Raw genomic sequence first — 25770 nt, forward strand, 5'->3', positions numbered from 1 at the left:
GCGCAGTCCCGACCTGCGTGGACGGCACGGTGAAGGAGCCCGCACCAGACGTCGGTGGCCGCCAGCCTGGCGGCCACCGAGGTTCTGCTCGGGCTCCTTCGGCGGCTCCGGTCAGCCGTTCTTGCTGACCGGAGCGCTACCCACCACGTACCTGGTGCCGACCTCGACGCTGTTGGGGATCTCGCGGCTGGTCTGCGAGTCGCAGTTGACGATGTTCCAGTGCAGGTGGGGGCCGGTCACGTTGCCGGTTGCCCCGGATGTTCCGATCCGCTGTCCCTGGGCTACGCGGTCACCGTTGTTGATGATGGTGGCGCTCAGGTGTGCGTACTGTGAGCATCGGTTGTTGCCGTGGTCGACGAGTGCCATGATCCCGCCGCCGCCCGCCCAGCCCTCGAAGCGGATGGTGCCCGCGGCGGACGCGAGGATCGGCACGCCAACCGGCATGCCGAAATCGATGGCGTGCCGGTTGTAGGCATCGTTGTGGGAGAAGTTGCTGCCCGCCGCCTGGGTGATCGTGTAGGCACGTCCAGCGCCGAACGGCAGCTTGAACTGGGCGGAGCTTCCGCAGAGCGGGACGACGGGACCGTTCGAGCCGGTCTCCAGGAATCCGTCGGTGAGCCACCCGCCGCTCGAAAGCCGATTCCAGATGTTGGTGACACCGGCGAAGCCCTGGACGGAATCCCCCCGAACGTGGCAGGTGATGGTGACGACGTTGCCGTTGGGGACACTGCCGATCACCGCCCCGCTCAACGCCGGGGCGTTACGGATGTTCAGCGGAAGCCCGCTGGGCACATGCACCCTGACCTGGGCGGCGGCGTGTGCCGGTACGGCGGACAGGGCTATGGCCAGACAGGAAACCACGGCAGTGACCAGGATCTGCGTTAAGCGGCGCAGGGGACTCACCTCCGACGAGCCCACCGAGGCGGGCAATCGACGATCTTCGACAGGGGGATGGTATAGACCGATGGTGGTCAGGTCGAGGGGGCGAGGGCCAGGCCAGCTGGGGCGGCTGGTAGCGCCCTGGATCGCCGGAAGGCGTTCTCGGTCCGGGCTGCAGTCGATGAGGCCTTCGGCGTGACGAGGGTGTGCCGGTCAAAGTGCCCAGTCTGTGTCTACGGAGGGGTCGCACCACAACGTTTGATAGGGCGTGACGTTCGAGGAGTACGCCTTCGCCCGCAGCCCGGCGCTGATGCGACTGGCCCGCCTGCTCACGGGTGATGAGCACCGGGCTGAGGACCTCGTCCAAGAGGCTCTCGCCAGGGCGTATGCCCGCTGGGGCTCGACGGACCCGGCGTCTTCGCCGAAGGTTCGCTCGTGGTGGGTGAGGTGTCCGGTCGTTGGTTCACCGTTCGGGCGCAGCGAACGCCCGCCGGGGCCAGGGGCGGGACAGGTGAACTCGCCGCCGGACCGTATCGGGTGCGCCGGCAGGGCAGCGCGGTGCTGCAGATGTCGGTCAGGCCGTGCCAGGTCGAGGTGTTCCTCAAGGGCCGGGGGAGGGCTACCCGGAGGTGGACGGCCTGATGGTGCTGGGCGGGTACCGGGCGGCCAACGACATAGACGACGCCAACACCTGGTGACGCGAGGGAGCGGACCGGTCAGGAATCAAGAAGCGTGGGTCGTCGTGCCGCGCCTAGCGTGATGGCCATGAACATCACCATTCACACGAGCTTCCTTCCGCACGATGATCAGAGGAGATTCCGTTGAGCTGGAACAAGGGGGTTCGACAGCTCCACCGGTGGGTGTCCATCGCCTTCACGGTGACCGTGGTCCTCGGCTTCGTCGCGGCGAGCGGGGCGCTGCCCGACTGGGTGTTCTACCTGCCGCTGCTTCCGCTCGCCCTGCTGCTCTTCACCGGCCTGTACATGTTCGTGCTGCCGTACGCCGCCAAGCGGCGCGGCGGGCGAGGCGCGGTGTCGAGGCCAGCCGCGTCGTGACGGCCCGGCCGCCGACGTCGAGTGGTGGCTCGGGGATGTCCTGCCCGTGCATGCTCCTGAGGCAGAACGGGGACCGGTCGGTTCACGGCCGAGCCGGCCGGTCAGTGGCAGAGCACCGCCACGTTGACGAAGAGGCCGCACGAGGCGATCGTCGTCAACGTGATCGCGCCGGCCGCCCGGAGCGCGAAGTCGGCGCGACCACGTCCGCGCCGGGTGATCGACAACGTCTGTTCCAGGACGACCAGGACCAGCCAGCCGAACAGCAGGACCATCAGGTAGAAGTCCCAGGCGGGATTCGCGAACGCGCTCGCGTTGCCGTTTCCGCCGTAGTTGGGGCAGTCCTCGTAGCGGGTGATCGGCTGGAGGACCGCCAGCAACGCGAGGAAGAAGGCGCCGCCGAGGAGACAGACCCGGAAACCGCTGAGACGGGAGGGCCGCTGGCGGTCTTCGACCATCATCAGCTCAGCCTAGTGCGGGCCGGAGTTTGGCAAATGTTGGAGTTTGCTGTCACAGCAAACTCGCGCTACGAGCAAACTCGATGGCGCGAGGAGGCGGATCCGGGTGGACTCGGTCGTCGTACCGGAACGGTTGGTGGTTGGAGGACCAACCCCGCCGGCTGTACGAAGATCGACCGTTGCGCCACCGCGTCGCCCTTGGCGTTGAGCTGGTAGCCGTCGAGCCAGATCCAGCCGTCGTAGGTGATCCAGTCCTTGTGCACCCTGCAGGCTCCGTGATCGGGCTGTGGGGTCCACTGTGTAGGGCTCGCCTGATCGATCTGCTTGTGTCATCATCTCCGATGAATCGGTGATGATCAGTTCGTTGGGGGAGACGCATGCGGTTGATGAGGCTCTGTGTCGCCGTGTTCGGCGCGTTCGTCCTCGCCCTCACCTCGGCGGTCCCGGCCTCGGCGGCCACCACGGCAACGTACGACCTCTGGGTCTGGAACGTCGCGGGCTGGACCATGCACCGGGCCTCGACCACCGACGGCCTCATTCCGGCCCTGACCGGCTCGATCCGCGCCCGGGGCGCCGAATTCGTCGGCCTCAACGAGCTCTGCTACCAGCAGTACCAGGCGATCGTCGCCGATCTGAGGGCCTCCGGCTGGCCGCAGGACTCCACCAACTTCGCCCGCTTCGAGTCGTCCCGCGACACGGTCTGCAACGGGCAGGCGTTCGGCAACGCCATCTTCAGCAAGGCGCCGCTCGGTGCGGCGAACCGCTACACGCTGCCATCGGACGGCAGTGCCGAGCGGCGGACCCTGCTCTGCGCCCCGCTGTCCGCCCGCCCGCACCTGCGGTTCTGCGCCACGCACATCACGCCGTCGAACACGGTCATCAACGGCACGGCGATCAACGTGCAGCAACTGAACTCGGTACGCAGCCGGCTGGAGGCCTTCGCGGCGAGCGGTGACACGGTGCTCATCGCCGGGGACTTCAACGCCCAGCCCAACTATGGCCGGCTGAACAACTGGTACGCGCCAAGTCTCAACGTGGCCAACAACGCCAGCAACACCGGCTTCTACCGGGAGTTGGACGACCTGGACTCCCGCTGCGTCGGCTACGGCGAGACCACCGTCGCAGCCGGCAGCACCGGCGGGCCGTGCGGCCTCGGCAACAAGATCGACTTGATCTTCGTACGGGAGAACAAGCTCGCGGGCAGCTACACCGCCGACTCGCTGGCCATTCCGACCACCTGCACGATCGGCGCCTGTTCGGATCACCGCGTGGTGACTGGCACGGTGACGGTCAGCATCAACTGAGCATGGCCGTGTCCTGCTGACCCGGGCGCACTAGGCTCGCGCAACGGATCTGCGCGGTCCCGGGCGGTGTGCCGGGAGTGGCTGCGTCTGGACGATCAAGCCCGCCGGCTGTACGAAGATCGACCGTTGCGTCACCGCGTCGCCCTTGGCGTTGAGCTGGTAGCCGTCGAGCCAGATCCAGTGGTCGTAGGTGATCCAGTCCTTGTGTACCCGGATCAGCCGGAAGAAGATCGGCTGAACGAACTGCGGGCTCGCCGCCCGGGTCACGTGAGCCGCCGCGGTCGGCGATCGCGTGGATCTTGGAGCCGGGCTTGCCTCGGTCGACCGGGCTGGGTCCGGTCAGGTTTCCCTTTTGACCGCCCGTACGTTCATGGCGTCGATGCTCGCCCGGGACCAGTCGATCTGCCCGGCCGCACCGAGGACGTCGAGCACGGCCCGGTGCAGAGCGGGCATCACCCCCGCCGCGACCCACTGGGCGAACCGGCGGTGCGTGGTGCACCAGTGCACCGGGAACGAACCGGGCAGCTTGCGCCGGGAGCAGCCGGACTCCAACACGTACAGAATCGCCGCGAGCGTCGCCCGATCATCGCTACGGGACCGCCCACCACCTTGATGCCTTTCCGGGTGCGGGGGCAGCAACGGCTGCGCGAGGTGCCACAACGCGTCCGGGCAGTACTTCTCCACAATCCACACCCAGTCAACGAACGACCTTGCACTTCAACAACCCCAACTGACACACGGTCTAAGGCGGGATAGCGAGGAGGATAACGGCGTAGGGTCAGCGGGCGGGGACGATGGGGCCGCGGTGCAGCCAGTCGATGAGGTCGGGCTCGGCCAGCTTCGCGACCCGATCCTCGTATCGTCGCAGGTCATCTTCGTCGAGCAGGTCCCGCCACCGGCCGCTGACACCCTGGTTGAAGAACCGCTTCGGATCGCTCCACATCGCCGCGACCGGGGTCAGAGCCTCCGCCCGGCCGCGCATCGAGTCGAATGTCGCTGCCCGCACCAGATCCGGCCACCGCGACTCCGGCACCTCGATTCCGAGGCGCCCGGCGAGGAACCTCATCTGGCCTTCAAGATCTGACTTCAGATCGTCGTAGTGCAGCAGCAGCACGTTGGGCCGCTCCCGCTCGGCCCAGAACCCCGACAGGTGGTGCAGCATCGACGGCAGGCCCACCTGCACATTGGTGTCCTCCAGCCAGGCCCAGAACCGGTTGTACGCGGACTCCGCAGGCGCCGGAGCCGTACCGGCGGGCTCCTGCGCCGGGTTACCGCCGGCCGCCAGCATCGCGTCGAAGGCCTCCTGGGCGACGTTCTGGGAATGGGCGTCCCAGGAGATCGCGACGTCCCGCGGATCCCGACCGACCGCGACGTAGGTCACCCCATCATGGATGGGCAGCCCGTCGAAGGGCGTATGAGTCTTGATGAAACGGCGATGCCGCTGCGCCTCGTAGAACGCGAAGATGTCGTCCCGGCTGCGAGTCAACATGTCGAGCCAGTAGGTGAGGTCGTCCAGCTGTGCCGGCAGCTCCGGTGTCTGGAAGATCAGCAAGGCGCAAATCGTCTGGGTCCACGTCGTCCCGCACTTTGCGGGGGTCGAAACCACGATGTCACCTTCGCGGAGCGGAAAACCCTCCCACCGTCCGCTGTCCATGAGCTCGTTCTGGTACCGAACCATCGGTTGGCGCAACGGTCCTCCCCGCTTTCCGTTGGTCCATCCATAGTCGACTTAACCTATCGAACCGGGCGACCGTCGACCAGCCTGCTGGTCGATTCGAAGATCCCGGCACCCTCGTACGCCTTCGTCGCGCTCTCTGGTGCGATCGGGCTGCTGTAGCAACACCGGTTTCTACCGGGAGTTGGACGACCTGGACTCCCGCTGCGTTGGCTACGGCGAGACCACCGTCGCGGCCGGCAGCACCGGCGGGCCGTGTGGCCTCGGCAACAAGATCGACTTGATCTTCGTACCGCAGAACAAGCTCGCGGGCAGCTACACCGCCGACTCGCTGGCCATTCCGACCACCTGCACGATCGGCGCCTGCTCGGATCACCGCGTGGTGGTGGGCACGGTGACGGTCAGCATCAACTGAGCATCCTCGCCCCGCCCCACGCCTCCACGGCTGGTCCATGGCGAGCGCGGCGGAGAGGCTGAGAATGGCCGTGTCCCTGCTGACCTGGGCACACTAGGCTCGCGCAACGGATCTGCGCGGTCCCGGGCGGTGTGCCGGGAGTGGCTGCGTCTGGACGATCAAGCCCGCCGGCTGTACGAAGATCGACCGTTGCGCCACCGCGTCGCCCTTGGCGTTGAGCTGGTAGCCGTCGAGCCAGATCCAGTGGTCGTAGGTGATCCAGTCCTTGTGCACCCGGATCAGCCGGAAGAAGATCGGCTGAACGAACTGCGGGCTCGCCGCCCGGGTCACGTGGAAGACCATCCCGGCGCGGTAGTCGATCACGTCAGCCACCCGAGGAACCGGCGGTGGAGCGTCCCCGCCGGGGCCCAGCTCATGTCCTGGCTGGCGGCCACGAGGTACGAGCCCATGTAGAGGGCCAGGGCGATCGGTGAGGCCGCGTACTCCTGGAGCAGTTCGTGTCGGCGGGTGGCGCAGGGCCAGGGGGCGGCGCAGCCGGCGCAGAGCCAGATGGGCAGGACGGGGCCGTGCTCGGTCACTGGTCCTCACCCGGCCAGTGGCCCCGGTTGATCGGGATCTTGTGTCTGTGCCGGCAGGGCAGCTCGTTGCCGCACTTGCAGACGTACCGCCACCTGATCCACGACCACACCGGCTTGTGCCGGCGGGCCAGGGTCATCGCGACGGCGGCCAGGTACTGGCCGTAGGTGACGCGTCTGCCCATCCCATGCCTCCTCGGGTGAGGGGCGTGGCAGCCGGGCCACGAACGGTCATCCGACCACCACACCCAGCAACACCGTCCCACGCACGGCAGCAATCCGCAATATGCGGACTACCGATTCCGGTTGGCCTGTTGCGAACGGAATTCTCGTCGGCTAGTGGCAAGATGGCGGCCATGCCCCCACGTCAGAGCCCCACTGTCAGACGCCGACGGCTGGCGATGACCCTGCGACAGCTCCGAGACCGAGCCGGCATCACGTCGTCGGAAGCGGCCCGGCGGGTCGACCATGATGCGAGTTGGTTGAGCCGGATCGAGACAGCCGAGGTCAGGCCGCATCCCAACGACGTGCGGGCGCTGCTAAACCTGTACGGCGTGGACGGCGACCAGGCCGAAGCTGTCATCGCGGTAGCCCGACAGGCGCGGCAGCGCGGTTGGTGGCAGCGGTACAGCGACGTGCTGCCCGACTGGTTCGCGACCTACGTCGGGATGGAATCGGAGGTGTCCGCGCTGCGCATCTACGAGTGTCAGATGGTGCACGGACTGCTCCAGACGGAGGACTACGCCCGCGCTGTCTTCCGAGGCGCTCCCGTGCCGATGCGTGAGGAGGAGGTGGAGCGACAGGTCGCGCTGCGGATGGAACGGCAGACCATCCTCGGTGGTGAGGACCGGCCGGTGCTACGGGTGGTCCTTGATGAGGGTGCCGTGCGCCGTGCGGTCGGGGGACCGAAGGTGCTCCACGCCCAGATCATGCAGCTCATCGAGCATTCCACCCGTACCCGCCTTCGGGTCCAACTTCTGCCGTTCGGAGCGGGCACTGGGTTCGACGGCAGCTTCACCATCCTCGACTTCCCGCACATGCCTGAGCCGTACCCGGACGCTGCCGAGGACCGCTTGGTCTACATCGACACCCTCACGGGGGCGCTCTACTTGGAGCGACCGGCGGAAGTCGCCACGTACGCCACCGCATTCGAGCAGCTCTGTGCTCTCGCCCTCTCGCCCGCAGCCACCCGGGATACGCTTCGTGCGATTGCTCAGGAGTTGGCCGGTTAGCAAAGAGGTGTGGCGTGGACTTGTCTCGCGCGGTGTGGAAGAAGAGCACGCGCTCTGGATCGTCCGGTAGCTGCGTCGAGGTGGGTGACAACTTACCCCAGATTATGGTCCGCGACAGCAAGGACCAGCAGGGTCCGGTGCTGTGCTTCGCGGCAGAACAGTGGACCAGGTTTCTTCAGGGCATCAGGGCTGGCAAGTTCAACGCCTGGGAAACGGTCGAATACCGGATGGCTCCGCTGAGTGGTTGACGGCTTGACGTGAGCAAGCCGCTCCAGTGCGCCGAGATTGCGTTAGAGGCTGGGACGAGGACCTCAACTTTCTACCTGATGCCTGTCGGGTGACTGAGTATCAACAGCTGGGGCGGACGACCGGCGGAGTGTGCGTGAGCCCGCGTACATTGGGAAAACAAGGAGCCCTCTCCACGTGTATGTGGAAGAGGGCTCCTGTGTTGCTGGTAGATCAGATGGCGACTGGGGCCTTTTTGTGCCAGTCTGTGATTACCTTGGTCAGATGCACGACGTTCTGCTGACGCATGATTGGGGCGGAGGCATTCGGCTCGAAGTCCTCGTTCGCGGCCGTGGTACGCCAGATGCTGTCCTCGGTGACCGGGGCGGTCATGTGCCGGTCGAGCCGCTTGAAGAACTCTTGGATGTCACCGTCCTCGGCTCCGTCCTCCCGCAGGTTGCGGTAGACGCCGCCTAGGACGCGGAGCATGCCCACCGACCCCAGAAGCGAGGAATCGCGCAGCCTCATGGCCTTTGTGGGGGGCGCCGGCGGCTCGTTCTTCTTTTTCTCGGAGAGCGCGGGATCGTAGTTGTCCACGTCCTCCTCGGTGATCTCCGCAAGCGCGGTAAAAGCGATGGAGATGACATCCAGGAAGCCGCGAACGCTTTCGATGACCTCGTTGTCGGTCAGTGACTCGACCTTCTTGCTGACGCGGCCACCGGGACCGGCGATAACGGCCCGCGTGATGTCGGCGACGTGCTTGGCCCCCATCAGGTTGCGGTTGGCCAAGGTCATCCGGTCTCGCTCGATGTCGATCTTGCCCAGGAACAGGGGGTGGGTGACGATGTCGCTGAGCGTGCGGTTAGCGATACGCGATGTGTCGAAGCGAGCCCGGACGGCGCCGGAGATGCCCTTGGCGTTGTCCGCGACATCGACGAACATCTGCTGGCCGCTGACGCCGTCGGGCTCCACGTAGATGTCAACGCCGACGAACTCGTCCTTGAGTCGCTGCATTCGGCCGATCAGGGCCTCGCGGTCCTGCTCCAGCTTTGCCTTCTTGGCCTCGTTGGCGCGGTAGATCTCCCGGTCGATGCGGGAAACCTCGTCCGTGATGCGCTTCTTTTCCAGGTGCACCCCAAGGATGCGGTGCTGGCCGTCGATCGTGATCAGGCGTCCGATGCCGCCGATGGACCACGGGACGGTGAGGTAGCCGACCGAGCCGTCTTTGCTGATCGGCTCGAAGCGGCAGCCGCCAGTGTCGCGGATGAGGAGGGCCGGGGCCACCCAGCGAGGGTTGTCGGCAAGGTACTGGCCGAAGCCCTTGGCGTGGTTGATATCCACCTTGCGGTTGTCCGGGTCTGGCTTTGCCGGGTCGGGGATGGTGAGGATGACCGAGAGGTCGGCGAGCGGGATGCGCATCGTGTAGACGGTCCGGCCGCCCTGGCTGGTGCATATCGCCAGGTAGGTGGACTCCTCACGCACCAGGGAGAGGCGCGACGAATCGACAGTGATGGTCGACGGGTCGACAGCGATGGTCACAAATAGCTTCCTTTCCGATCAGCTAAAGTCCTATGTGGACTGCACATCACTCAAGATATGCAAACGTATTACTAGTCGTCAAGTTGGCGTGCTGGTTTCTAGATATAGATGCTAAAGCACCCATCACGCCAGGCAATCGGGGCGCGCAAAGGCCTTCACTGGTCAGGCGTATCTGGTGACCCCGGGCCGAGCTGCGCGAGCGCGACATCGGGCTGCACGCCATCGAGCAGGCATCGACACCGCCACCATGGAGGGCTGGGCGATGATCGGCATGCTGTCCGTGCTCGCCAAGCGGAGGGCGCGGTGGGGGCCCCGCACGTGCGGGGACGACACTGCTTACCTGCAGTCTTACGAGCTGAAGGGTGCCAAAAAATTGAGTCGGCTGAAACGGGCCGCCAGGAGTTCCGACTCCTTGCGCAGCTCCCTAACGGCCATGCTGGACACGGTACAAACCCGCACGAGACCCTGATACAAGATCATTGGCCGAGCCTGTCGGTCTCGCCCGGCGAACGAGCACCCACGGAGCAACGTAGATCCGTAGTGACGGTCGACTCAAGAGATTCCCAGCCACAGCCACCTTAGATGAACGGATTTGCAATGGTCTGGGGGGCAAAGTCCGCTGCAATGACCGTAAACCTCGCTGGCCCTGCCCCCGCACCTCAGTACGACTTGTCCTGTCCCAGCACGTGCTGAGCCACGAAGTTCAAAATCATCTCCCGACTCACCGGGGCGATTCGCCCAGCCCGTACCGCCCCCAACAACGTCGCCACCCCGTACTCCGTCGTCATCCCCGCCCCGCCCAGCGCCTGCACCGCCGTATCCACCGCCAACGCGGCGGCCTCCCCGGCCGCGTACTTGGCCATATTGCCGGAGACGCCGGCCTCCAGGTCCCGCCCCGCGTCGTACAGCGTCGCCGCCTTGTGAATCATCAGCCGGGCCAGCTCCACCTGCACCGCCGCGTGGGCGAGCGGGTGTGACACCCCCTGGTGCGTACCGATGCTCCGACCGCCCCAGACCTTTCGCGTAGCCGTGTACTCGCTGGCCCGCTCGATGGCGTACCGGCCGGTGCCGACGCCCATCGCCGCGACCGTGATCCGCTCCGGGTTCAGGCCGGCGAACAGCGCGGGCAGGCCGGCGTCCAGCGACCCGCCGACCAGGGCGTCGGCGGGCAGCCGCACGTCGTCGAGGTAGAGCAGGAACTGGTTCTCCGGGGAGACGATCTCCATGTCCAGCTTGGACCGGGTCAGCCCGGCCGCGTCGGTCGGCACCACGAACAGCGCGGGCTTGAGCTTTCCGGTGGACGAGTCCTCGGTGCGGGCCACCACCAGCACGTACTGCGCCTCGTCGACGCCCGAGATGTAGCACTTGCGGCCCGAAAGCAGCCAGTCGTCGCCGTCGCGGCGGGCCACCGTGCCGAGCCGGTGGAAGTTGGACCCGGCCTCCGGCTCGGTGATCGCGAAGACCACCTTGAGTGTGCCGTCGGCCATGCCGGGCAGGAAGCGTTCGCGCTGGTCCTCGGTGCCGTGCTTGGTGATGATCGTGGCGACGATGGCGGGGGAGACCACGAGCAGCAGCAGCGGGCAGCCGGCGGCGGCCAGTTCCTCGCAGACGATGGCCAGCTCGGTGATGCCGCCGCCTCCGCCGCCGTACCCGGTGGGGATGTTGACGCCGAGGTAGCCGAGCCGGCCGGCCTCGTCCCACAGCTCGGTGGTGTGCCCGCCGGCCTTCGCCTTCTCGACGAAGTAGCCGTGGCCGTACTTGCGGCCCAGCGCCCGGACGGCGTCGCGGAGCTGGTCCTGCTCGTGGGTGAGGTCGAAGTTCATCGGGGGTCCTCCTCGCAGTTGACCACGGCCAGCACGGCCCCGGTGTCGACCTGGCCGCCGGCCGGCACCGGCAGCTCGGCCACCACGCCGTCGGTCGGGGCGAGCACGGGGTGTTCCAGCTTCATCGCCTCCAGGGTCAGCAGCAGGTCACCGGCGGCGACCCGCTGACCGACCTCGACGTGTACCCGGGCCACCGCGCCGGGCAGCGGCGCGAGCAGCGACCCGGCGGCCAGCTCCACGGTGGGCAGCGGAAAGCGCGGCAGCTCGGCCAGGCTCGCCGCCCCGTCCGGGCCGTCCACGAAGACCGCCGACCCCACCCGGTGTACGCGGAAAGCCCGCCGCACCCCGTCGACGTCGAGCGTCACCCGGTCGTGGGTGGCCCCGACGAGGGCGACGGCCGGCGGGTTGTCGCCGGAGCCGTCCCCGGCCACCGGATGCGTCGACCACTCGGCGAGCGTGCCCGCGCGGTCCAGCCGGTACCGCACCTCGATCTCGCCGTCTGGGCCGATAAACCGGGTGACCTGCGGGAAGGCCGGCACGTTGCGCCAGCCCGAGGGGAGCCCGGCGAGCACGGTGGCCGCCGAACGGCGGGCCGCCGCCGAGGCGAGCGCGGCGGCGAGGGCCGCGAGGGGCACCCCGTCGGGCGGCAACAGCGGGGCGAACACCCCGTCGTGCCGGTCCAGGAAGCCGGTGTCGACCTCGGCGGCGCGGAACTCGGGGCTGCGCAGCACCCGTACCAGCAGGTCCCGGTTGGTGGTCACCCCGTGCAGCTCGGCCCGGGCCAGCGCGCCGGACAGCAGCCGGGCCGCCTCCGCGCGGGTCGGGGCCCAGGCGACCAGCTTCGCCAGCATCGAGTCGTAGTGCACGCCGACCGTCGAGCCGTCGACCACTCCCGAGTCGAGGCGCAGTCCCCGGGTCGGGGCGAACTCGCCCACCACGCCGGGAACCGCGAAGCGGTGCAGGGTGCCGGTGGCGGGCCGGAAGCCCTGGCCCGGGTCCTCGGCGCACAGCCGCACCTCGATCGCGTGGCCGGTGACGGGCGGGGTGGCCGCCAGCGGCAGCGGCTCGCCCTCGGCGACCAGCAGTTGCAGCCGGACCAGGTCCAGCCCCGTGACCGCCTCGGTGACCGGGTGCTCCACCTGGAGGCGGGTGTTCATCTCCAGGAAGTAGAACTCCCCGTCGGGCGCGAGCAGGAACTCGACCGTCCCCGCGCCGACGTAGCCGACCGCCCGGCCGGCGGCGACCGCCGCGGCGTGTAGCCGCTCCCGCACCCCGTCGGGCAGGAGCGCGGGGGCCTCCTCGACGATCTTCTGGTGCCGGCGCTGGATCGAGCAGTCCCGCTCGCCGAGCGCCAGGATCGTGCCGTGGGTGTCGCCGAAGACCTGCACCTCGATGTGCCGGCCCCGCTCGACGTACCGCTCGACGAAGACCGTGCCGTCGCCGAACGCCCCGGCCGCCTCGCGCCGGGCGGAGGCCACGGCCTCGGCCAGGCCGGCGGCCTCCCGGATGATCCGCATGCCCCGGCCGCCGCCCCCGGCGGACGCCTTCACCAGCACCGGGAAGTCGGTGATCTCGTCGGCCTCGGTCCAGGTCGGCAGCATCGGCACGCCCGCGTCGGCGAGCAGCGCCTTCGCCGCCATCTTGTCGCCCATCGCGGCGATCGCCTTCGCGGGCGGGCCCACCCAGGTCAGCCCCGCGTCGGTCACCGCCGCTGCGAACTCGGCGTTCTCGGCGAGGAAGCCGTAGCCCGGGTGCACGGCGTCCGCGCCGGACTTCCGGGCCGCGTCGAGGATCAGGTCGATCCGCAGGTACGTCTCGGCGGGCGTGTTCCCCGGCAGGCGTACGGCCTGATCGGCCTCGGCGACGAACGGCGCGTCGGCGTCGGCGTCGGCGTGCACGGCCACCGTCTCGACGCCCAGCATCCGGCAGGTGGCGAGGACCCGGCGGGCGATCTCGCCCCGGTTGGCCACGAGCAGTCTGGTGATCATGAGTGGCAGCCCCCTACATCCGGAAGACGCCGAAGCCGTCGGCGCCCCTCACCGGTCCGTTGTGGATCGCCGACAGGCACAGCCCGAGGACGGTACGGGTGTCCCGGGGGTCGATCACCCCGTCGTCGTAGAGCCGGCCGGAGAGGAAGAGCGCCCCGGACTGGGACTCGATCTGCTGCTCGACCATCATCCGCATCGCGGCGTCGGAGTCCTCGTCGTACTCGCTGCCCCGGGCGGCGGCGGCCTGCCGGGCCACGATCGACAGCACCCCGGCCAACTGCGCCGGCCCCATCACCGCCGACTTGGCGTTCGGCCAGGTGAACAGGAACCGTGGCTCGTACGCCCGCCCGCACATGCCGTAGTTGCCGGCCCCGTACGACGCGCCCAGGTTGACCGTCAGGTGGGGGACCTTCGAGTTCGACACCGCGTTGATCATCAGTGCGCCGTGCTTGATGATGCCGCGCTGCTCGTACTCCGTGCCGACCATGTAGCCGGTGGTGTTCTGGAGGAAGACCAGCGGGGTGTCGGAGGCGTTGGCGAGCTGGATGAACTGGGCCGCCTTCTGCGCCTCGTCGCTGAACAGCACCCCCCGGGCGTTGGCCAGCACGCCGACCGGGTACCCGTGCAGCTCGCCCCAGCCGGTCACCAGGGCCGTCCCGTACGCGGGCTTGAACTCGTCGAACTCGCTGCCGTCGAGCACCCGGGCCAGCACCTCGCGCGGGTCGAACGGCACCTTCAGGTCGGCGCTGGCGATGCCGAGCAGCTCCTCCGGGTCGTACTTCGGCGGCTGCGGGACCGGGTTGCGCGGCGGCGGGCCCTGCTTGCGCCAGTTGAGCCGGCGGACGCACTGCCGGGCCAGCCGGATGCCGTCCCGCTCGTCCTCCGCCAGGAAGTCCGCGAGCCCCGACTTCGATGCGTGCATCGCCGCGCCGCCGAGGGACTCGTCGTCGGTGACCTCGCCGGTGGCCATCTTCACCAGGGGTGGGCCGGCCAGGTAGACCTGCGACCGGTCCCGGATCATGATCACGTGGTCGGACATGCCCGGCACGTACGCGCCGCCGGCCGTGGCGTTGCCGAAGACCACGCTGACCGTGGGGATCCGCTCGGCCGAGAGCCGGGTCAGGTCGCGGAACACCCGGCCACCCGGGATGAAGATCTCCGCCTGGGTGGGCAGGTCCGCCCCGGCGCTCTCCACCAGGTTGATCATGGGGAGCCGGTTGGTGAGGGCGATCTCGCCGGCCCGCCGAGTCTTCGCGAGCGACCACGGGTTCACCGCTCCGCCGCGTACCGTCGGGTCGTTGGCGACGATCAGGCACTCCACACCCTCGACCACCCCGATGCCGGTCACCACGCTGGCCCCGACCGGGAAGTCCGTCCCGTACGCGGCGACCGTCGACAACTCCAGGAACGGGCTGTCCTGATCGAGCAGCAGCTCGATCCGCTCCCGGGGGAGCAGCTTGCCCCGCCTGTGGTGCCGGGTCACGTACTTCTCGCCGCCGCCCGCGCGGGCCCGATCGAGGGCCGCGTCCAGCTCGGCGAGGCGTTCCAGCAGGGCCTCCCGGTTGGCGGAGCAGACCGGCGAGGACGGGTCGAGCGCGCTGTCCAGTGTGGTCACAGGCCCATGCCCTTCGCGATGATCTCGTTCATGATCTCGGTGGTGCCGCCGCCGATGCCGAGGATCCGGGCGTCCCGGTAGTGCCGCTCCACCTCGGCGTCGCGCAGGTAGCCGTACCCGCCGTGCAGTTGCAGCGAGGCGTCGACGACGAAATCGCAGGCGGCCACCGCGACGTTCTTCGCCATCGCCACCTCGGTCACCACCGGCTCGCCGGCAGCCACCCGCTCGGCCACGTCGTGCACGTACGCGCGGGCCGCCTCGGCACGGGTGTGCATCTCGGCCAGCCGGTGCCGGATCAACTGCCGGCTGGCCAGCGGCCGGCCGAACGTGGACCGGTCCCGGCACCAGCCCACGGCCAGCTCGACGCAGCGCTGCGCGGTCGCGTACGCCTGGGTGGCCAGCGACAGCCGCTCGGCGGCGAAGTGCTGCACGATCGCCAGGAATCCGGTGCTCTCCTCGCCGATTCGGTTGGCGACCGGCACCCGCACGTCGGTGAACGCCAGCTCGGCGGTGTCCGAGCAGTGCCAGCCGAGCTTCTCCAGCCGCCGGCCGACGGTGAACCCGGGCGTGCCCTTGTCGATCACCAGCAGGGTGAGCTCCCCGCTGCCGGGGAAGCCGGTGCAGACCGCCGTGGTCACGAAGTCCGCCCGTACGCCGCTGGTGATGTAGGTCTTCGACCCGTTCACCACGTAGTGGTCGCCGTCGCGGCGGGCGTGGGTGCGGATCGCGGCGACGTCCGACCCGCCGTCCGGCTCGGTGATGGCCAGCGCGCCGATCATCGCCCCGTCGAGCGTGGGCCGGACATACCGGTCGACCAGGTCGTCGTCGCCGGAGGCCACCATGTGCGGCAGCGCGATGCCGTGCGTGAACAGCGCCGCGACCAGCCCGGACGAGCCGCCCGACCGGATGATCTCCTCGGTCACGACGATCGAGTCGAGCAGGTCACCGCCGCTGCCGCCCACCCGCTCGGGGAACCCGATGCCGAGCAGGCCCAGCTTCGCGGCGGTGGCGTGCAGCTCCCGGGGCACCTCGCCGGCCCGCTCCCAGCCGTTCAGGTGCGGCAGCACCTCCTTCGTGACGAAAGCCCTGGTCAGCTCACGTAGCTGCCGCCGTTCCGGGGTGTCCACGATGCTCACCGGGTCACCTCCCCGGCCGGCCCGGCGTTCCCGGCCGGCGGCCCGGTGCTCCCGGGCGGTGGCCCCGCGTTCTCGGGCGGCGGCCCGGTGGGCAGGTCGGCCGGCAGGTCGACCACGCGGGAACGGAGCAGCTCGCCGAGCGCCTTCGCCTGCGGGTCGAACCGGGTGGAGGCGGCCACCCCCTGCCCCAGCAGCCCCCGGACCACGAAGTTGACCGCCCGCAGGTTCGGCAGCTCGTACCGTTCGACGGTCAGCGGGGCCGTCTCCGGCAGCAGCTCGGCCAGCCGCTCGACGGTCAGCCAGCCGCACAGCCACGCCCAGGACGCGTCGGTGCGGGCCCAGACGCCGAGGTTCGCGTCGCCGCCCTTGTCGCCCGAGCGGGCCCCCACCAGCTCGCCCAGCGACCCCCGCCGGGTGGCGCGGGGGGCAGGCCCGTGTGCCGGCGGAGGCTGCGGTGCGGACGAGGCCGGCGCACGGGTGGTCGGCGGAGGCGCGATCGGGACCCGCTCGCCGGACGGGAGGACGGCGACGTGTTCGACCCCGCCCTGGGGCACCGCGTCGGCGGTGAACACCCCGTACGGGGTTGCGTCGCCGGGCAGCGTGGTCAACGTGCATCCCGGGTAGGAGGCCAAGGCCAGTTCCACCGCGGCGGCCGAGAACGCCCGTCCGGCCCGCGCCTTGTCGCCGTCGCGCAGGTGTACGTGCAGCAGCGCGCTCGCCGCCTCCGTGTCGCCCACGTCCGGGTGGTCGGTGCGGGCCAGGACGAACTCCAGCCCGTCCGTCCCGACCGCCGCCTCGACCTGCCCCCGGACCAGGGCAGCCTTGGCCGGGATGTCCAGCCCGCACAGGACGAACGTCATCGAGTTGCGGAACCCGCCGAGGTTGTTCACCCCGACCTTGAGGGTGTCCGGCGGAGGAGTGCCCCGGACCCCGGTGACCCGGACCCGGTCCGGGCCGTCCGCGATCAGTTCGACGGTGTCCAGCCGGGTCACCACGTCCGGGCCCAGGTAGTCCGGGCCGCCCACCTCGTACAGGAGCTGGGCGGTGACCGTCTCCACGGTGACCGCGCCGCCCGTGCCGGGGTGCTTGGTGAGCACCGACGAGCCGTCCGGATGGATCTCCGCGATCGGGAAGCCGGGGCGGTGGCCGCCGTCCGGCAGCTCCGTGAAGAAGCTGAAGTTGCCGCCGGTGACCTGCGTCCCGCACTCGATCAGGTGCCCGGCGACGGTCGCCCCGGCCAGCGCGTCGAGGTCGCCGCGCCCCCAGCCGAACCGGGCGATCGCCGGCCCGACCGCCAGGGACGCGTCGGTGACCCGGCCGGTGACCACCACGTCCGCCCCGGCGTCGAGGCAGGCGGCGATCCCGAACGCGCCCAGGTACGCGTTCGCGGTGAGCGCGTCCGGGCGGGCGAGGGCGTCGCCCTCGACGTACCCGATCCGGGCGGTGAGGCCGAGCCGGCCGGCGAGCGTGCCGATCGCGGCGGCCAGCCCGGCGGGGTTCAACCCGCCGGCGTTGGTCACGATCCGCACCCCGCGCTCCAACGCGGTGCCGAGGCAGCCCTCCAACTGGCGCAGGAACGTCTTCGCGTACCCGAGGCCGGGGTCGCGCAGCCGGTCCCGACCGAGGATCAGCATGGTCAGCTCGGCCAGGTAGTCGCCGGTCAGCACGTCCAGCTTGCCGCCGTCGAGCATCTCCCGCCAGGCGGTGGACCGGTCGCCGTAGAAGCCGGACGCGTTGCCGACCCGCAGCGGCGCGGTCACGCCGTCGCCCCGGCGCCGCGTGGCCCGCCGGACGGCGCCGTCGGCCCGGGGGAGGCGGCCGACCCGGCCAGTGGCTCGCGGCCCGCGCCCGGCGGGCCGGCGAACGCCTGCGCCACGTCGAGCCACTCGTCGGCGACCGGCCCGACGGCGACCAGGGCCAGGTCGGCGCGGTGCCGGCGCTGGGTGACCAGCAGGCAGAAGTCGCGCGCCGGCCCGGTGACCCGGTCGGCGGCGTCCGCCGGGCCGTGGGCCCAGGTGCCGCCGCCCGGCGCGGCGAGTTCCAGCCGCACCGGTGCCGTCGGCGTCGCCCGGCCGTGGGCCGCGAAGCCGTGCCCGAGGGTACGGAAGCCGAGGTGCGCGACGTGCCGGAGCCGGGCGGTCGGGGCCCGGGTGATCCCGAGCGCGTCGGCCACGTCCTCGCCGTGCGCCCAGGTCTCCATGATCCGGGCGGTGGCCATCGAGGTGGCCGACATCCGGGTGCCGTACCAGGGCAGCTTTTCCCCGGCCGGGACGGTGACGAGGGCCTGGACCAGCGCGGCGCGGCCCGCCCGCCAGCGGGCCAGCAGCTCGGCCGGCGGGGCGAGGAACTGCTCCGCGCCGTCATCGACCAGCCGGGTCGGGTCGGGGGCCGAGGTGACCGAGGCGAAGAACGCCCCGGGGTCGGTGGCGGCGAGCAGGGCGACGTGGTCGGTCCAGGCCAGGTGGGCGAGCTGGTGGGCGACCGTCCAGCCGGCGGCCGGGGTGGCCCGCTCCCAGTCGCCCGACGACAGGGGGGCGACCAGGGCGTCCAGCTCCCCGGACTCACCGGTCAGGTCGGCGAGCAACTGCGTGAGCAGGTCCGTGCGGTCGACCATGGGACCTCCAGGGCTGGTCGGGACGGGCCTCGGCGGCCCGGTCAGGGCGTGAGCAGGACGGCGAGTTGGCGTTTCCAGGTGCTGAGCAGGGCGGTCCGGCGGGCCGAGTCGTCGGTGAGCAGGTTGGCCACCCCGAGCCCGCGCAGCAGGTCGAGCGTGGCCTGCACGGCCTCCCGGACGCCGGGACGGCGCTCGTCGACGCCGAGCAGCGCGACGGTCAGCCGGTGCATCTCCCGGCCCACCCGGGCCTCCAGCGGCACCAGGGCGCTCCGCAACTCGGCGTCGGTGCGGGCGGCGACCCACAGTTCGAGGGCGGCGACGAAGAGCGGCCCGGTGAACGCCACGCCGAGCAGGTCGACCACCCGGTCGAGCCGCTGCGGCCCGGCGGGCAGCGCCTCGGCCTCGATGCGCAGCTCCTCGGCCCGGCGCTCGGCGAGGTGCGCGACCGCAGCGGTGACCAGGGCGGCCTTCGTGGGGTAGTGGTGCAGCTGGGCGCCCCGGGAGACGCCGGCCCGGGCCGCCACCACGGTGGTGGTCGTGCCGGACCAGCCGTGCTCGACGAGGCACTCGACGGTCGCCTCCAGCAACCGGGCCTGGGTGGCGCGGCTGCGCTCCTGCTGGGGGACGCGGGTCGATGCGACGGTCACGGGGACAGCGTGCCGCCGCCGAAACAAACAGTCAAGCCTGACTTTTTTCGCCCCCGGAGCGTCGCCGCGTATCCGCCGCGCACCCGCACCCGCACCCGCTCGCCCGCGCACCTGGACTGTCCGCCCGCACATCCGCCCGTGTGTTCGCCCGCGCATCCGGTAGGCCGGCGATCGTTGGCCGAGCTGCGGTACGGCAGGGGGATCGACATGCACACGTGGCCCAACCGTGACCCGTGCTCCGCTCCCTATGGAGCTGCCCGCATGAACGGGGCTCTTCAGGGCGGGGTGGTGGCGGGTGTGGGGCTGCCCGCATGAGCGGGGCAGCCCAGGGGCGGGTGGTGGCGGGGCGGCAGGGGCGGGGGCGCGTCTGCTCCGGGTCGCGCTGCCCGCTGGGCGCGTGGGCGGGGCAGCTCCATAGTGCCCGCGAGGTGGTGTCTCCTCCGCGCGGTTGCGAGGGCGGAGCGAGAAGCGAGAAGTGAGAAACGCGCGGGGCAGGGCGGGACGGACACCCGTTGGCCGCGGCCGGTGGTCGCCAACCCTCCCCGGGCGGCTCGGTGCGGGGCAGACGGCTCGGTGCGGAAAGACGGCTCGAGCGAGGCAGGCGGCTCGGGCCGGGCATCCCGGCCTGGATCGCGCGGGCGGCGGGTGCTGGGTCAGGTGTCGGGTGTCGGGTCAGCGGCCGTCACGGGGGCCGAAAACGGCGAGCGCGTCGGCGTCGCTGTGCCGGGAGCGTAGGTACTCGTCGGCCCACGCGGCGGCGTCCGGGAAGCCCGACTCCGCCGCCACCCGGGTGCACGCGGCGTCGACGTCGAACGCCGTCCGCCGCAGCTGAACCCCGGGTCCGAGCAGCGCCCAGTCCGCGCCGGGGCCGCCGTACGGCATGCCGATGCTGCCCGGGTTGACCACCAGGCGGCGGTCGACCAGCCGGGCGAACGGCATGTGGGTGTGCCCGCAGACCACCGTGCGGACCTCGGCCGGGACCCCGGCGAGGACCTCGGCCCAGCGGGCCAGCCGGGAGTCGACGAGGACGACCTCCTCGTCGTCGCGGGGCGTGGCGTGGCAGAAGAGCACCTCGCCCAGCCCGGCTACCGGCAGGGTGACCGTCAGCGGGAGCCCGGCCAGCCGGGCGACCTGGTCCTCGCGGAGCTGTTCAGCGGCCCAGTTCGACACGTCGATCTTGGATGGTGTGCCGGCCCGCGCCTCGACCAGTTCCCGGTCGGCGTTACCGCCCACCCAGCGGACCCGGTCACCGAGCCCGGCCAGCAGGTCCAGCACCTCGACGGGCTGGGGGCCGGCGGCGATGTCGCCGGTGAGCACGATCAGGTCGGCGGCGGCGACGTCCGGCTCGGCCAGCACCGCCTCCAGCGGGGCCAGCGCGCCGTGGATGTCGGACAGGACCGCGACATGTTCCAGCATCGCCCCACCGTCTCGCCCGCCGGCCGTGCCGTCCAGCGATTCTGCCCCGGGCAGACAGGACCGGGACACGACGGGGCAGGGCCGAGCGGGCGCGGTCAGACGCGGGCGCGGCGGGCCAGGCGCTCCGGGTCCAGGATGATGATGCTCTTGCCGTCCAGCCGCAGCCAGCCGCGCGAGGCGAAGTCGGCGAGCGCCTTGTTGACGGTCTCCCGGGAGGCGCCGACGAGCTGGGCGATCTCCTCCTGGGTCAGGTCGTGGGTCACCCGCAGCACGCCACCGTCGCGGGTGCCGAACCGGCCGGCCATCTGGAGCAGGTTCTTCGCGACCCGTCCCGGCACGTCGGTGAAGATCAGGTCGGCCAGCGAGTCGTTCGTCCGGCGCAGCCGGCGGGCCAGCACCCGCAGCAGCTGTTCGGCGATCTCGGGCCGGTTGTTGAGCCACGGCCGCAGGGCCTGCTTGCGCAGCCGCACCAGCCGGGTGTCGGTCACCGCGGTGGCCGTGGCCGTCCGGGGGCCCGGGTCGAAGAGCGACAGCTCGCCGACCATGTCCGACGGGCCCATCACGGCGATCAGGTTCTGCCGACCGTCGGCGGCACGCCGCCCGACCTTGATCTTGCCGGACAGGAGGATGTAGAGACTGTCGCCGGGCTCGCCCTCGTTGAACACGACCTCGCCCTTGCGGACCTCGATCGTCTCCATCTCCTTGGCGAGCGCCTCGGCAGCCTCCGGGTCGACCCCCTGAAAGATTCCGCTGCGGGCCAGAACCTCGTCCATCGCGCACCTCCGCCTACGCGTGCCGTCCGTCGGCCGGGTCCGCCGTCCGCTGATCCCTCGCGCGAGGCCAGTCTAGGCGCACGTGAGCAGCAATCAGAGGTGCACCCCTGGAATCTTGATCGTTGGACGTAACCTGCCCGGCCTGATCAACCACTATGATCGCCGGTCCGAAGGGCCCCAGCCGTCCTCGACGCGCCCGGGACGTAGGGTCTGCGGCGTGCTGACCGAGCCGACCCTGACCACCCGCCACGAGGACGGGTGGGACGTGCCGCTGCTCGTCTGGCGCGCCGACCGGCCGCTGCTCGCGGTCAGCTCCGCGCCGCTCGGCGGTGGGATAGGCGTACGGGACTGGGTGGTCAACGCGACCGTGCCGATGTCGTACCACCGGGACGACCCGGCCGGGCACCTGGCCGAACTGGCCGGCCGGCTCGGCCTGGACGGGCCCGGCGTCGGGCTGCTGACCGGGGTCGACGTCGCCGAGGTGATCGCCCGGACCGACACCGGGGTGCGGGTCTGGGCCACGGTGGGGCTGGGCACCCCGCTCCAGGCGGCCGAGCCCGCTCCCGCCGAGCCCGCTCCTGCCGAGCCCGCTCCCGCCAGGGCCGGGACGCGGGTCGGCACCGTCAACATCGTGGTCCAGGTGCCCGCCCGGCTCGGCGACGCCGCGTTGGTCAACGCGGTGGCCACCGTGACCGAGGCGAAGGTGCAGGCGATCCGGGAGCTGGGGCTGGCGGCCACCGGCACCCCCACGGACGCGGTCACCGTGCTCTGCCCGGTCGACGGGGCCCCGGCCGCGTACGGCGGGCCCCGCTCCACCTGGGGGGCGCCGCTGGCCCGGGCCGTGCACGCCGCCGTGCTGGCCGGCGGGGCGGGTCTCGTGGTCCCGTGGTCGCAAGGACGTACGGCCTGAAGTCCGACCGATCGGCCATCGTCAGCGCGTTGTCCGCGCGGTAGGGTCGCGGGCGATGTATGCTGCCGCCCCCTCCGGAATCCGCTCGCGTCGACGGGTCACGCCCGCCCTCGGCCTGCTGCTCACCGCGCTGCTCGCCACCGGCTGCGCGCAACCCGGCGACGAGCCGGTCTGGCAACCCGGGACCGCGGGCGGCAAAACCGGCACGGCCGGTGCCCCGACCCCGACCCCGGCCGGCACGCCGAAGGGTGAGGCGAAGAGCGTTTCGCTCTCCGCCACCGGCGACATCATCATGGGCAACGCGCCGAACCGGCTCCCGCCAGGCGGCGGGAAGGGGTTCTTCGACTCGGTCAAGGACGCCCTCGCCGCCGACCTGGTGATGGGCAACCTGGAGGAGCCGCTGACGGTGGACACCGGCACCGGCAAGTGCGGGGCCAACTCGACCCGGTGCTTCCAGTTCCGCGCCCCGCCGGAGTACGCCGCCCACCTGCGCGACGCCGGGTTCGAGCTGCTCAACCAGGCCAACAACCACGGGTACGACTACGGCCCCAAGGGCTACCAGAACACCCAGCGGGCGTTGGAGAAGCACGACCTGGCGCACACCGGCGCGCCCGACCAGATCACCGTGGTCGAGGTCGAGGGCGTCAAGATCGCCGTGGCCGGCTTCTCGTCGTACGTCTGGTCCAACAGCCTGGTCGACATCGACGCCGCCAGCGCGGTGGTCAAGAAGGCCGCCACCATGGCCGACCTGGTCGTGGTGCAGGTGCACATGGGCGGCGAGGGAGCCGACAAGACCCGGGTCCGGCCGGGCACCGAGATGTTCCTCGGCGAGAACCGGGGCGACCCGGTGAAGTTCTCGCACGCCATGATCGACGCCGGGGCGGACCTGATCGTCGGCCACGGCCCGCACGTGCTGCGCGGCATGGAGTTCTACCAGGGCCGGCTGATCGCCTACAGCCTCGGCAACTTCGCCGGCGGCGGCAACTCGCTGAGCAACAACGGCCGGCTGGGCTGGGGCGGCGTGCTCAAGGTGTCGCTCAAGCCGGACGGAAGCTTCGCCGGCGGATCGTTCGCCTCGACGTACATGAACTCGATCGGCAAGCCGACCATGGACCCGGACGACCGGGGCCTCGGCCTGATCAAGCAGCTCACCCGGACGGACTTCCCGCAGACCGGCGCCCGGTTCGACGACAAGGGCCGCATCACCGAGGGGTGACCGGGCGCGTCACCCGCCCGGGTGACCCGGCCGCACCCGCCGCAGGGCGACGCGCCGCCCGTGTGCGCACGACGAGTCGTCACCGGGTCGACGTAGGCTTTCCGTCGTGACCACCAGTCCCCCCGGAGCCGCCGAGACCGCACTCGGCCGCACGCGCCGCGCCCGGAAGATCGGCCGGGTGCTGACCGAGACCCACCCCGACGCGCACTGCGAGCTGGACCACGCCAACCCGCTGGAGCTGGCCGTCGCCACGATCCTGTCCGCGCAGTGCACGGACAAGAAGGTCAACGAGGTCACCCCGAAGCTGTTCGGCCGGTACCCGACGGCAGCCGACTACGCCGGCGCCGACCGGTCCGAGCTGGAGGAGCTGATCCGGCCCACCGGCTTCTACCGAAACAAGACCGACTCGCTGATCAAGCTGGGCCGGGGCCTCGTCGAGCGGTACGACGGTCGGGTGCCGGGGAAGCTCGCCGACCTGGTCACACTGCCCGGGATCGGCCGCAAGACCGCCAACGTCATCCTCGGCAACGCCTTCGACGTCCCCGGCATCACCGTCGACACCCACTTCCAGCGGCTGGTGCACCGCTGGCGGCTGACCGACGAGACCGACCCCGTAAAGATCGAGCACGCGATCGGCGCGATGTACCCGAAGCGCGACTGGACGATGCTGTCGCACCGGATCATCTTCCACGGCCGGCGGGTCTGCCACGCCCGCAAGCCGGCCTGCGGGGCCTGCACCCTGGCGAAGCTCTGCCCGTCGTACGGCACGGGGCCGACCGAGCCCGCCCCCGCCGCGAAGCTGCTCAAGGGCCCCCGGGCGCGGGACCTGGCCGCCGCCGCAGGCGTCGACCCGGAGCTGGTGCCGCAGCAGGCGGTCGTGGCGGAGGCGCCGTGAAGCGCCGCCTCGCCGCCCTGCTCCTGCCGCTGGCCCTGCTCGCCGCCGGCTGCACGGCCTCCTCCGGGGAGCCCGCGCCGCCCGAGCCCCGGAAGAACACCCGGCCGTCGCCGTTCGCCGCCTGCGCGGCCCTGACCGCGCCGCCGGCCACGGCGACGCCGACCGCGTCCGGAGCCGTGCCGTCCGCGTCCGTGCCGTCCGGGGCCGGTGCTGCCCCGGCCGGCGGGTCGGTGCTGCCCGAGTTGACGCTGCCCTGTTTCACCGGCGGCGACCCGGTCGCGCTGCGGGACGTCCGGGGGCCGGCCGTGATCAACCTGTGGGCGTCCTGGTGCCCGCCCTGCCGCAAGGAGCTGCCTGCCTTCCAGCGGCTCAGCGAGCGCGGGGCCGGCCGGCTCCAGGTGGTCGGGGTGAACGCCCGGGACGGCCGGGACGCCGCCCAGTCGATCGGCGAGGACTTCGGCATCCGCTTCCCGGTCCTGTTCGACCAGGGCGACAGCCTGAGCCGGGGGCTCAACCGCAACGCCATCCCGCTGACCGTGTTTGTCGACGCCGACGGCCGGGTCCGGCACGTCGACACCTCCGGCGCGCTGGACGACGCCCGCCTGGCCGAGCTGGTCCGCCGACACCTCGGGCTGACGGTGTCCGCGTGACCCGGCAGCCCCCGCCCTGGATCGACCCGCTGCTGGCCCGGCTCGGCAGCGCGCGGGCCGAGGACTTCACCCGGATCGCCACCCCGAGCAGCGGCGGGCGGGAGAGCGCCGTGCTGGTGCTGCTGGCCGAGGAGCCGGGGGCCGGCCCGGACGTGCTGGTCCTCCAGCGCGCCGCGACCCTGCGCAACCACGCCGGGCAGCCGGCCTTCCCCGGCGGGGCGGCCGACCCGACCGACGCCGACTCCGCCGCCACCGCGCTGCGCGAGGCCAACGAGGAGGTCGACCTCGACCCGGCCAGCGTCACCGTGCTGGCCGAGCTGCCGAAGCTGTGGATCCCGGTCAGCGACTTCGTGGTGACCCCGGTGCTCGGCTGGTGGCACCGACCGCACCCGGTGCACCCCCGGGAACCGGCCGAGGTCGCGCACGTCGCCCGGCTGCCGGTCGCCGAACTCGTCGACCCGGCCAACCGCATGCGGGTACGCCACCCGAGCGGCTGGATCGGCCCGGCCTTCTCGGTGCGCGGCATGCTGGTCTGGGGCTTCACCGCCGGGGTGCTCGCCACCCTGCTGGAGATGGGCGGCTGGTCCCGACCCTGGCCGCGCGACCGGGTCATGGACCTGCCGCCCACCGGTGCCGCCCCGGCGCCGTCGGCCGGCACCGACTCCGTCGACGAGATGGCCGGCCCGCTCACCTGACGTCACGTTCCGCGAGCGGCGGTCCGCCGCCGAGCCCG

The 25770-nt window shown here is 71.1% G+C and carries 28 protein-coding genes and 2 pseudogenes; 11 read left to right on the forward strand and 19 right to left on the reverse strand.

What is annotated here, in order from left to right:
- Nucleotides 1-111: 111 nt before the first annotated feature.
- Nucleotides 112-930, reverse strand: coding sequence for a peptidoglycan DD-metalloendopeptidase family protein (locus tag ACH4T9_RS05510; RefSeq protein WP_396670646.1), 819 nt, complete (start codon nucleotides 928-930; stop codon nucleotides 112-114).
- Nucleotides 931-1147: 217 nt separating this feature from the next.
- On the opposite strand from ACH4T9_RS05510, the pseudogene ACH4T9_RS05515 reads away from it, so the two are divergent.
- Nucleotides 1148-1321, forward strand: a pseudogene (locus tag ACH4T9_RS05515) (sigma factor); the annotation flags it as partial.
- 379 nt (nucleotides 1322-1700) lie between these two features.
- A complete protein-coding gene (locus ACH4T9_RS05520) occupies nucleotides 1701-1934 on the forward strand; it encodes a hypothetical protein (protein ID WP_396670645.1) in 234 nt (77 codons plus the stop codon).
- Between the two features lie 101 nt (nucleotides 1935-2035).
- On the opposite strand, the gene ACH4T9_RS05525 is transcribed toward ACH4T9_RS05520, so the two are convergent.
- Complete coding sequence (locus ACH4T9_RS05525; protein WP_396670644.1) at nucleotides 2036-2392, reverse strand: hypothetical protein; 357 nt, start codon at nucleotides 2390-2392, stop codon at nucleotides 2036-2038.
- Nucleotides 2393-2457: 65 nt separating this feature from the next.
- Nucleotides 2458-2652 carry a hypothetical protein gene (locus ACH4T9_RS05530; protein ID WP_396670643.1) on the reverse strand — a complete coding sequence of 65 codons (195 nt, stop codon included), beginning with the start codon at nucleotides 2650-2652 and terminating at the stop codon, nucleotides 2458-2460.
- A 114-nt stretch (nucleotides 2653-2766) separates the two neighbouring features.
- Here ACH4T9_RS05530 and ACH4T9_RS05535 point away from each other — a divergent pair, with 114 nt between their 5' ends.
- Nucleotides 2767-3693, forward strand: coding sequence for an endonuclease/exonuclease/phosphatase family protein (locus tag ACH4T9_RS05535; protein ID WP_396670642.1), 927 nt, complete (start codon nucleotides 2767-2769; stop codon nucleotides 3691-3693).
- A gap of 30 nt (nucleotides 3694-3723) precedes the next feature.
- Here the strand turns inward: ACH4T9_RS05535 and ACH4T9_RS05540 are convergent, their stop codons facing one another.
- The 3 genes from ACH4T9_RS05540 to ACH4T9_RS05550 all read right to left on the reverse strand — a co-directional run bounded on the left by ACH4T9_RS05540 (nucleotide 3724) and on the right by ACH4T9_RS05550 (nucleotide 5371).
- Nucleotides 3724-3960: a hypothetical protein gene (locus tag ACH4T9_RS05540; protein ID WP_396670641.1), complete on the reverse strand. Its 237-nt coding sequence runs from the start codon at nucleotides 3958-3960 to the stop codon at nucleotides 3724-3726.
- Nucleotides 3961-4032: 72 nt separating this feature from the next.
- Entirely contained in the window at nucleotides 4033-4377 is a 345-nt protein-coding gene (locus ACH4T9_RS05545) for a transposase (RefSeq protein ID WP_396670640.1), read from the reverse strand.
- A 94-nt stretch (nucleotides 4378-4471) separates the two neighbouring features.
- On the reverse strand, nucleotides 4472-5371 hold the full coding sequence (locus ACH4T9_RS05550; RefSeq protein WP_396686821.1) for a sulfotransferase domain-containing protein: 900 nt from the start codon (nucleotides 5369-5371) through the stop codon (nucleotides 4472-4474).
- 157 nt (nucleotides 5372-5528) lie between these two features.
- Here ACH4T9_RS05550 and ACH4T9_RS05555 point away from each other — a divergent pair.
- A pseudogene (locus ACH4T9_RS05555) lies at nucleotides 5529-5783 on the forward strand (endonuclease/exonuclease/phosphatase family protein); the annotation flags it as partial.
- A 93-nt stretch (nucleotides 5784-5876) separates the two neighbouring features.
- On the opposite strand, the gene ACH4T9_RS05560 reads toward ACH4T9_RS05555, so the two are convergent.
- From ACH4T9_RS05560 to ACH4T9_RS05570, 3 genes are read right to left on the reverse strand one after another with little or no spacing between them, the layout of a single operon-like run.
- Nucleotides 5877-6125, reverse strand: coding sequence for a hypothetical protein (locus tag ACH4T9_RS05560; protein ID WP_396670768.1), 249 nt, complete (start codon nucleotides 6123-6125; stop codon nucleotides 5877-5879).
- Nucleotides 6126-6142: 17 nt separating this feature from the next.
- On the reverse strand, nucleotides 6143-6361 hold the full coding sequence (locus tag ACH4T9_RS05565) for a hypothetical protein (protein ID WP_396670639.1): 219 nt from the start codon (nucleotides 6359-6361) through the stop codon (nucleotides 6143-6145).
- Nucleotides 6358-6543, reverse strand: coding sequence for a hypothetical protein (locus ACH4T9_RS05570; RefSeq protein WP_350881307.1), 186 nt, complete (start codon nucleotides 6541-6543; stop codon nucleotides 6358-6360). The genes ACH4T9_RS05565 and ACH4T9_RS05570 overlap by 4 nt, the downstream gene beginning before the upstream one ends.
- 216 nt (nucleotides 6544-6759) lie before the next feature.
- Between ACH4T9_RS05570 and ACH4T9_RS05575 the strand changes: the two genes are divergently transcribed.
- Entirely contained in the window at nucleotides 6760-7590 is an 831-nt protein-coding gene (locus ACH4T9_RS05575; RefSeq protein ID WP_396686816.1) for a helix-turn-helix domain-containing protein, read from the forward strand.
- A gap of 14 nt (nucleotides 7591-7604) precedes the next feature.
- The gene (locus ACH4T9_RS05580) at nucleotides 7605-7838 is read left to right on the forward strand and encodes a DUF397 domain-containing protein (RefSeq protein WP_396670637.1); all 234 of its coding nucleotides are present in this window, start codon (nucleotides 7605-7607) and stop codon (nucleotides 7836-7838) included.
- A gap of 211 nt (nucleotides 7839-8049) precedes the next feature.
- Here the strand turns inward: ACH4T9_RS05580 and ACH4T9_RS05585 are convergent, their stop codons facing one another.
- The 10 genes from ACH4T9_RS05585 to ACH4T9_RS05630 all read right to left on the reverse strand — a co-directional run bounded on the left by ACH4T9_RS05585 (nucleotide 8050) and on the right by ACH4T9_RS05630 (nucleotide 21366).
- Entirely contained in the window at nucleotides 8050-9354 is a 1305-nt protein-coding gene (locus tag ACH4T9_RS05585; RefSeq protein WP_396670636.1) for a DNA sulfur modification protein DndB, read from the reverse strand.
- A gap of 659 nt (nucleotides 9355-10013) precedes the next feature.
- Nucleotides 10014-11177, reverse strand: coding sequence for an acyl-CoA dehydrogenase family protein (locus ACH4T9_RS05590; protein ID WP_396670635.1), 1164 nt, complete (start codon nucleotides 11175-11177; stop codon nucleotides 10014-10016).
- The gene (locus tag ACH4T9_RS05595) at nucleotides 11174-13165 is read right to left on the reverse strand and encodes an acetyl/propionyl/methylcrotonyl-CoA carboxylase subunit alpha (RefSeq protein WP_396670634.1); all 1992 of its coding nucleotides are present in this window, start codon (nucleotides 13163-13165) and stop codon (nucleotides 11174-11176) included. Before ACH4T9_RS05595 ends, ACH4T9_RS05590 begins: the two co-directional genes overlap by 4 nt.
- A gap of 13 nt (nucleotides 13166-13178) precedes the next feature.
- Nucleotides 13179-14780 carry an acyl-CoA carboxylase subunit beta gene (locus tag ACH4T9_RS05600; RefSeq protein WP_396670633.1) on the reverse strand — a complete coding sequence of 534 codons (1602 nt, stop codon included), beginning with the start codon at nucleotides 14778-14780 and terminating at the stop codon, nucleotides 13179-13181.
- Nucleotides 14777-15916: an acyl-CoA dehydrogenase family protein gene (locus ACH4T9_RS05605; RefSeq protein WP_396670632.1), complete on the reverse strand. Its 1140-nt coding sequence runs from the start codon at nucleotides 15914-15916 to the stop codon at nucleotides 14777-14779. The genes ACH4T9_RS05600 and ACH4T9_RS05605 overlap by 4 nt, the downstream gene beginning before the upstream one ends.
- Entirely contained in the window at nucleotides 15913-17676 is a 1764-nt protein-coding gene (locus tag ACH4T9_RS05610) for an acyclic terpene utilization AtuA family protein (protein ID WP_396670631.1), read from the reverse strand. Before ACH4T9_RS05610 ends, ACH4T9_RS05605 begins: the two co-directional genes overlap by 4 nt.
- Complete coding sequence (locus tag ACH4T9_RS05615; RefSeq protein WP_396670630.1) at nucleotides 17673-18530, reverse strand: TIGR03084 family metal-binding protein; 858 nt, start codon at nucleotides 18528-18530, stop codon at nucleotides 17673-17675. Before ACH4T9_RS05615 ends, ACH4T9_RS05610 begins: the two co-directional genes overlap by 4 nt.
- A 41-nt stretch (nucleotides 18531-18571) precedes the next feature.
- On the reverse strand, nucleotides 18572-19177 hold the full coding sequence (locus tag ACH4T9_RS05620) for a TetR/AcrR family transcriptional regulator (RefSeq protein ID WP_396670629.1): 606 nt from the start codon (nucleotides 19175-19177) through the stop codon (nucleotides 18572-18574).
- Nucleotides 19178-19849: 672 nt separating this feature from the next.
- On the reverse strand, nucleotides 19850-20593 hold the full coding sequence (locus tag ACH4T9_RS05625) for a metallophosphoesterase family protein (protein ID WP_396670628.1): 744 nt from the start codon (nucleotides 20591-20593) through the stop codon (nucleotides 19850-19852).
- Nucleotides 20594-20688: 95 nt separating this feature from the next.
- Entirely contained in the window at nucleotides 20689-21366 is a 678-nt protein-coding gene (locus ACH4T9_RS05630) for a Crp/Fnr family transcriptional regulator (protein ID WP_007073398.1), read from the reverse strand.
- A gap of 217 nt (nucleotides 21367-21583) precedes the next feature.
- Here ACH4T9_RS05630 and ACH4T9_RS05635 point away from each other — a divergent pair, with 217 nt between their 5' ends.
- The 5 genes from ACH4T9_RS05635 (at nucleotide 21584) to ACH4T9_RS05655 (ending at nucleotide 25732) form a co-directional block, all read left to right on the forward strand.
- Nucleotides 21584-22276 (forward strand): adenosylcobinamide amidohydrolase, encoded by a 693-nt coding sequence (locus ACH4T9_RS05635; RefSeq protein WP_396670627.1) that lies wholly within the window; start codon nucleotides 21584-21586, stop codon nucleotides 22274-22276.
- Between the two features lie 55 nt (nucleotides 22277-22331).
- The gene (locus ACH4T9_RS05640; RefSeq protein ID WP_396670626.1) at nucleotides 22332-23492 is read left to right on the forward strand and encodes a CapA family protein; all 1161 of its coding nucleotides are present in this window, start codon (nucleotides 22332-22334) and stop codon (nucleotides 23490-23492) included.
- A 106-nt stretch (nucleotides 23493-23598) separates the two neighbouring features.
- Nucleotides 23599-24387, forward strand: a complete 789-nt coding sequence (gene nth, locus ACH4T9_RS05645; RefSeq protein ID WP_396670625.1) for an endonuclease III — start codon at nucleotides 23599-23601, stop codon at nucleotides 24385-24387.
- Nucleotides 24384-25037 carry a TlpA family protein disulfide reductase gene (locus tag ACH4T9_RS05650; RefSeq protein ID WP_396670624.1) on the forward strand — a complete coding sequence of 218 codons (654 nt, stop codon included), beginning with the start codon at nucleotides 24384-24386 and terminating at the stop codon, nucleotides 25035-25037. Before nth ends, ACH4T9_RS05650 begins: the two co-directional genes overlap by 4 nt.
- The gene (locus ACH4T9_RS05655; RefSeq protein WP_396670623.1) at nucleotides 25034-25732 is read left to right on the forward strand and encodes an NUDIX hydrolase; all 699 of its coding nucleotides are present in this window, start codon (nucleotides 25034-25036) and stop codon (nucleotides 25730-25732) included. Before ACH4T9_RS05650 ends, ACH4T9_RS05655 begins: the two co-directional genes overlap by 4 nt.
- Nucleotides 25733-25770 lie beyond the last annotated feature (38 nt).

Source organism: Micromonospora sp. NPDC020750 (assembly GCF_044334565.1).
Lineage (GTDB): Bacteria > Actinomycetota > Actinomycetes > Mycobacteriales > Micromonosporaceae > Micromonospora.

Excerpts from the sequence above, each read along its gene's own strand:
- ACH4T9_RS05525 (WP_396670644.1), bottom strand. The coding sequence starts at position 2,392 with ATGATGGTCGAAGACCGCCAGCGGCCCTCCCGTCTCAGCGGTTTCCGG.
- ACH4T9_RS05535 (WP_396670642.1), top strand. The coding sequence starts at position 2,767 with ATGCGGTTGATGAGGCTCTGTGTCGCCGTGTTCGGCGCGTTCGTCCTC.
- ACH4T9_RS05550 (WP_396686821.1), bottom strand. The coding sequence starts at position 5,371 with ATGGTTCGGTACCAGAACGAGCTCATGGACAGCGGACGGTGGGAGGGT.
- ACH4T9_RS05560 (WP_396670768.1), bottom strand. The coding sequence starts at position 6,125 with ATGGTCTTCCACGTGACCCGGGCGGCGAGCCCGCAGTTCGTTCAGCCG.
- ACH4T9_RS05570 (WP_350881307.1), bottom strand. The coding sequence starts at position 6,543 with ATGGGCAGACGCGTCACCTACGGCCAGTACCTGGCCGCCGTCGCGATG.
- ACH4T9_RS05575 (WP_396686816.1), top strand. The coding sequence starts at position 6,760 with ATGACCCTGCGACAGCTCCGAGACCGAGCCGGCATCACGTCGTCGGAA.
- ACH4T9_RS05590 (WP_396670635.1), bottom strand. The coding sequence starts at position 11,177 with ATGAACTTCGACCTCACCCACGAGCAGGACCAGCTCCGCGACGCCGTC.
- ACH4T9_RS05595 (WP_396670634.1), bottom strand. The coding sequence starts at position 13,165 with ATGATCACCAGACTGCTCGTGGCCAACCGGGGCGAGATCGCCCGCCGG.
- ACH4T9_RS05615 (WP_396670630.1), bottom strand. The coding sequence starts at position 18,530 with ATGGTCGACCGCACGGACCTGCTCACGCAGTTGCTCGCCGACCTGACC.
- ACH4T9_RS05625 (WP_396670628.1), bottom strand. The coding sequence starts at position 20,593 with ATGCTGGAACATGTCGCGGTCCTGTCCGACATCCACGGCGCGCTGGCC.
- ACH4T9_RS05630 (WP_007073398.1), bottom strand. The coding sequence starts at position 21,366 with ATGGACGAGGTTCTGGCCCGCAGCGGAATCTTTCAGGGGGTCGACCCG.
- ACH4T9_RS05640 (WP_396670626.1), top strand. The coding sequence starts at position 22,332 with ATGTATGCTGCCGCCCCCTCCGGAATCCGCTCGCGTCGACGGGTCACG.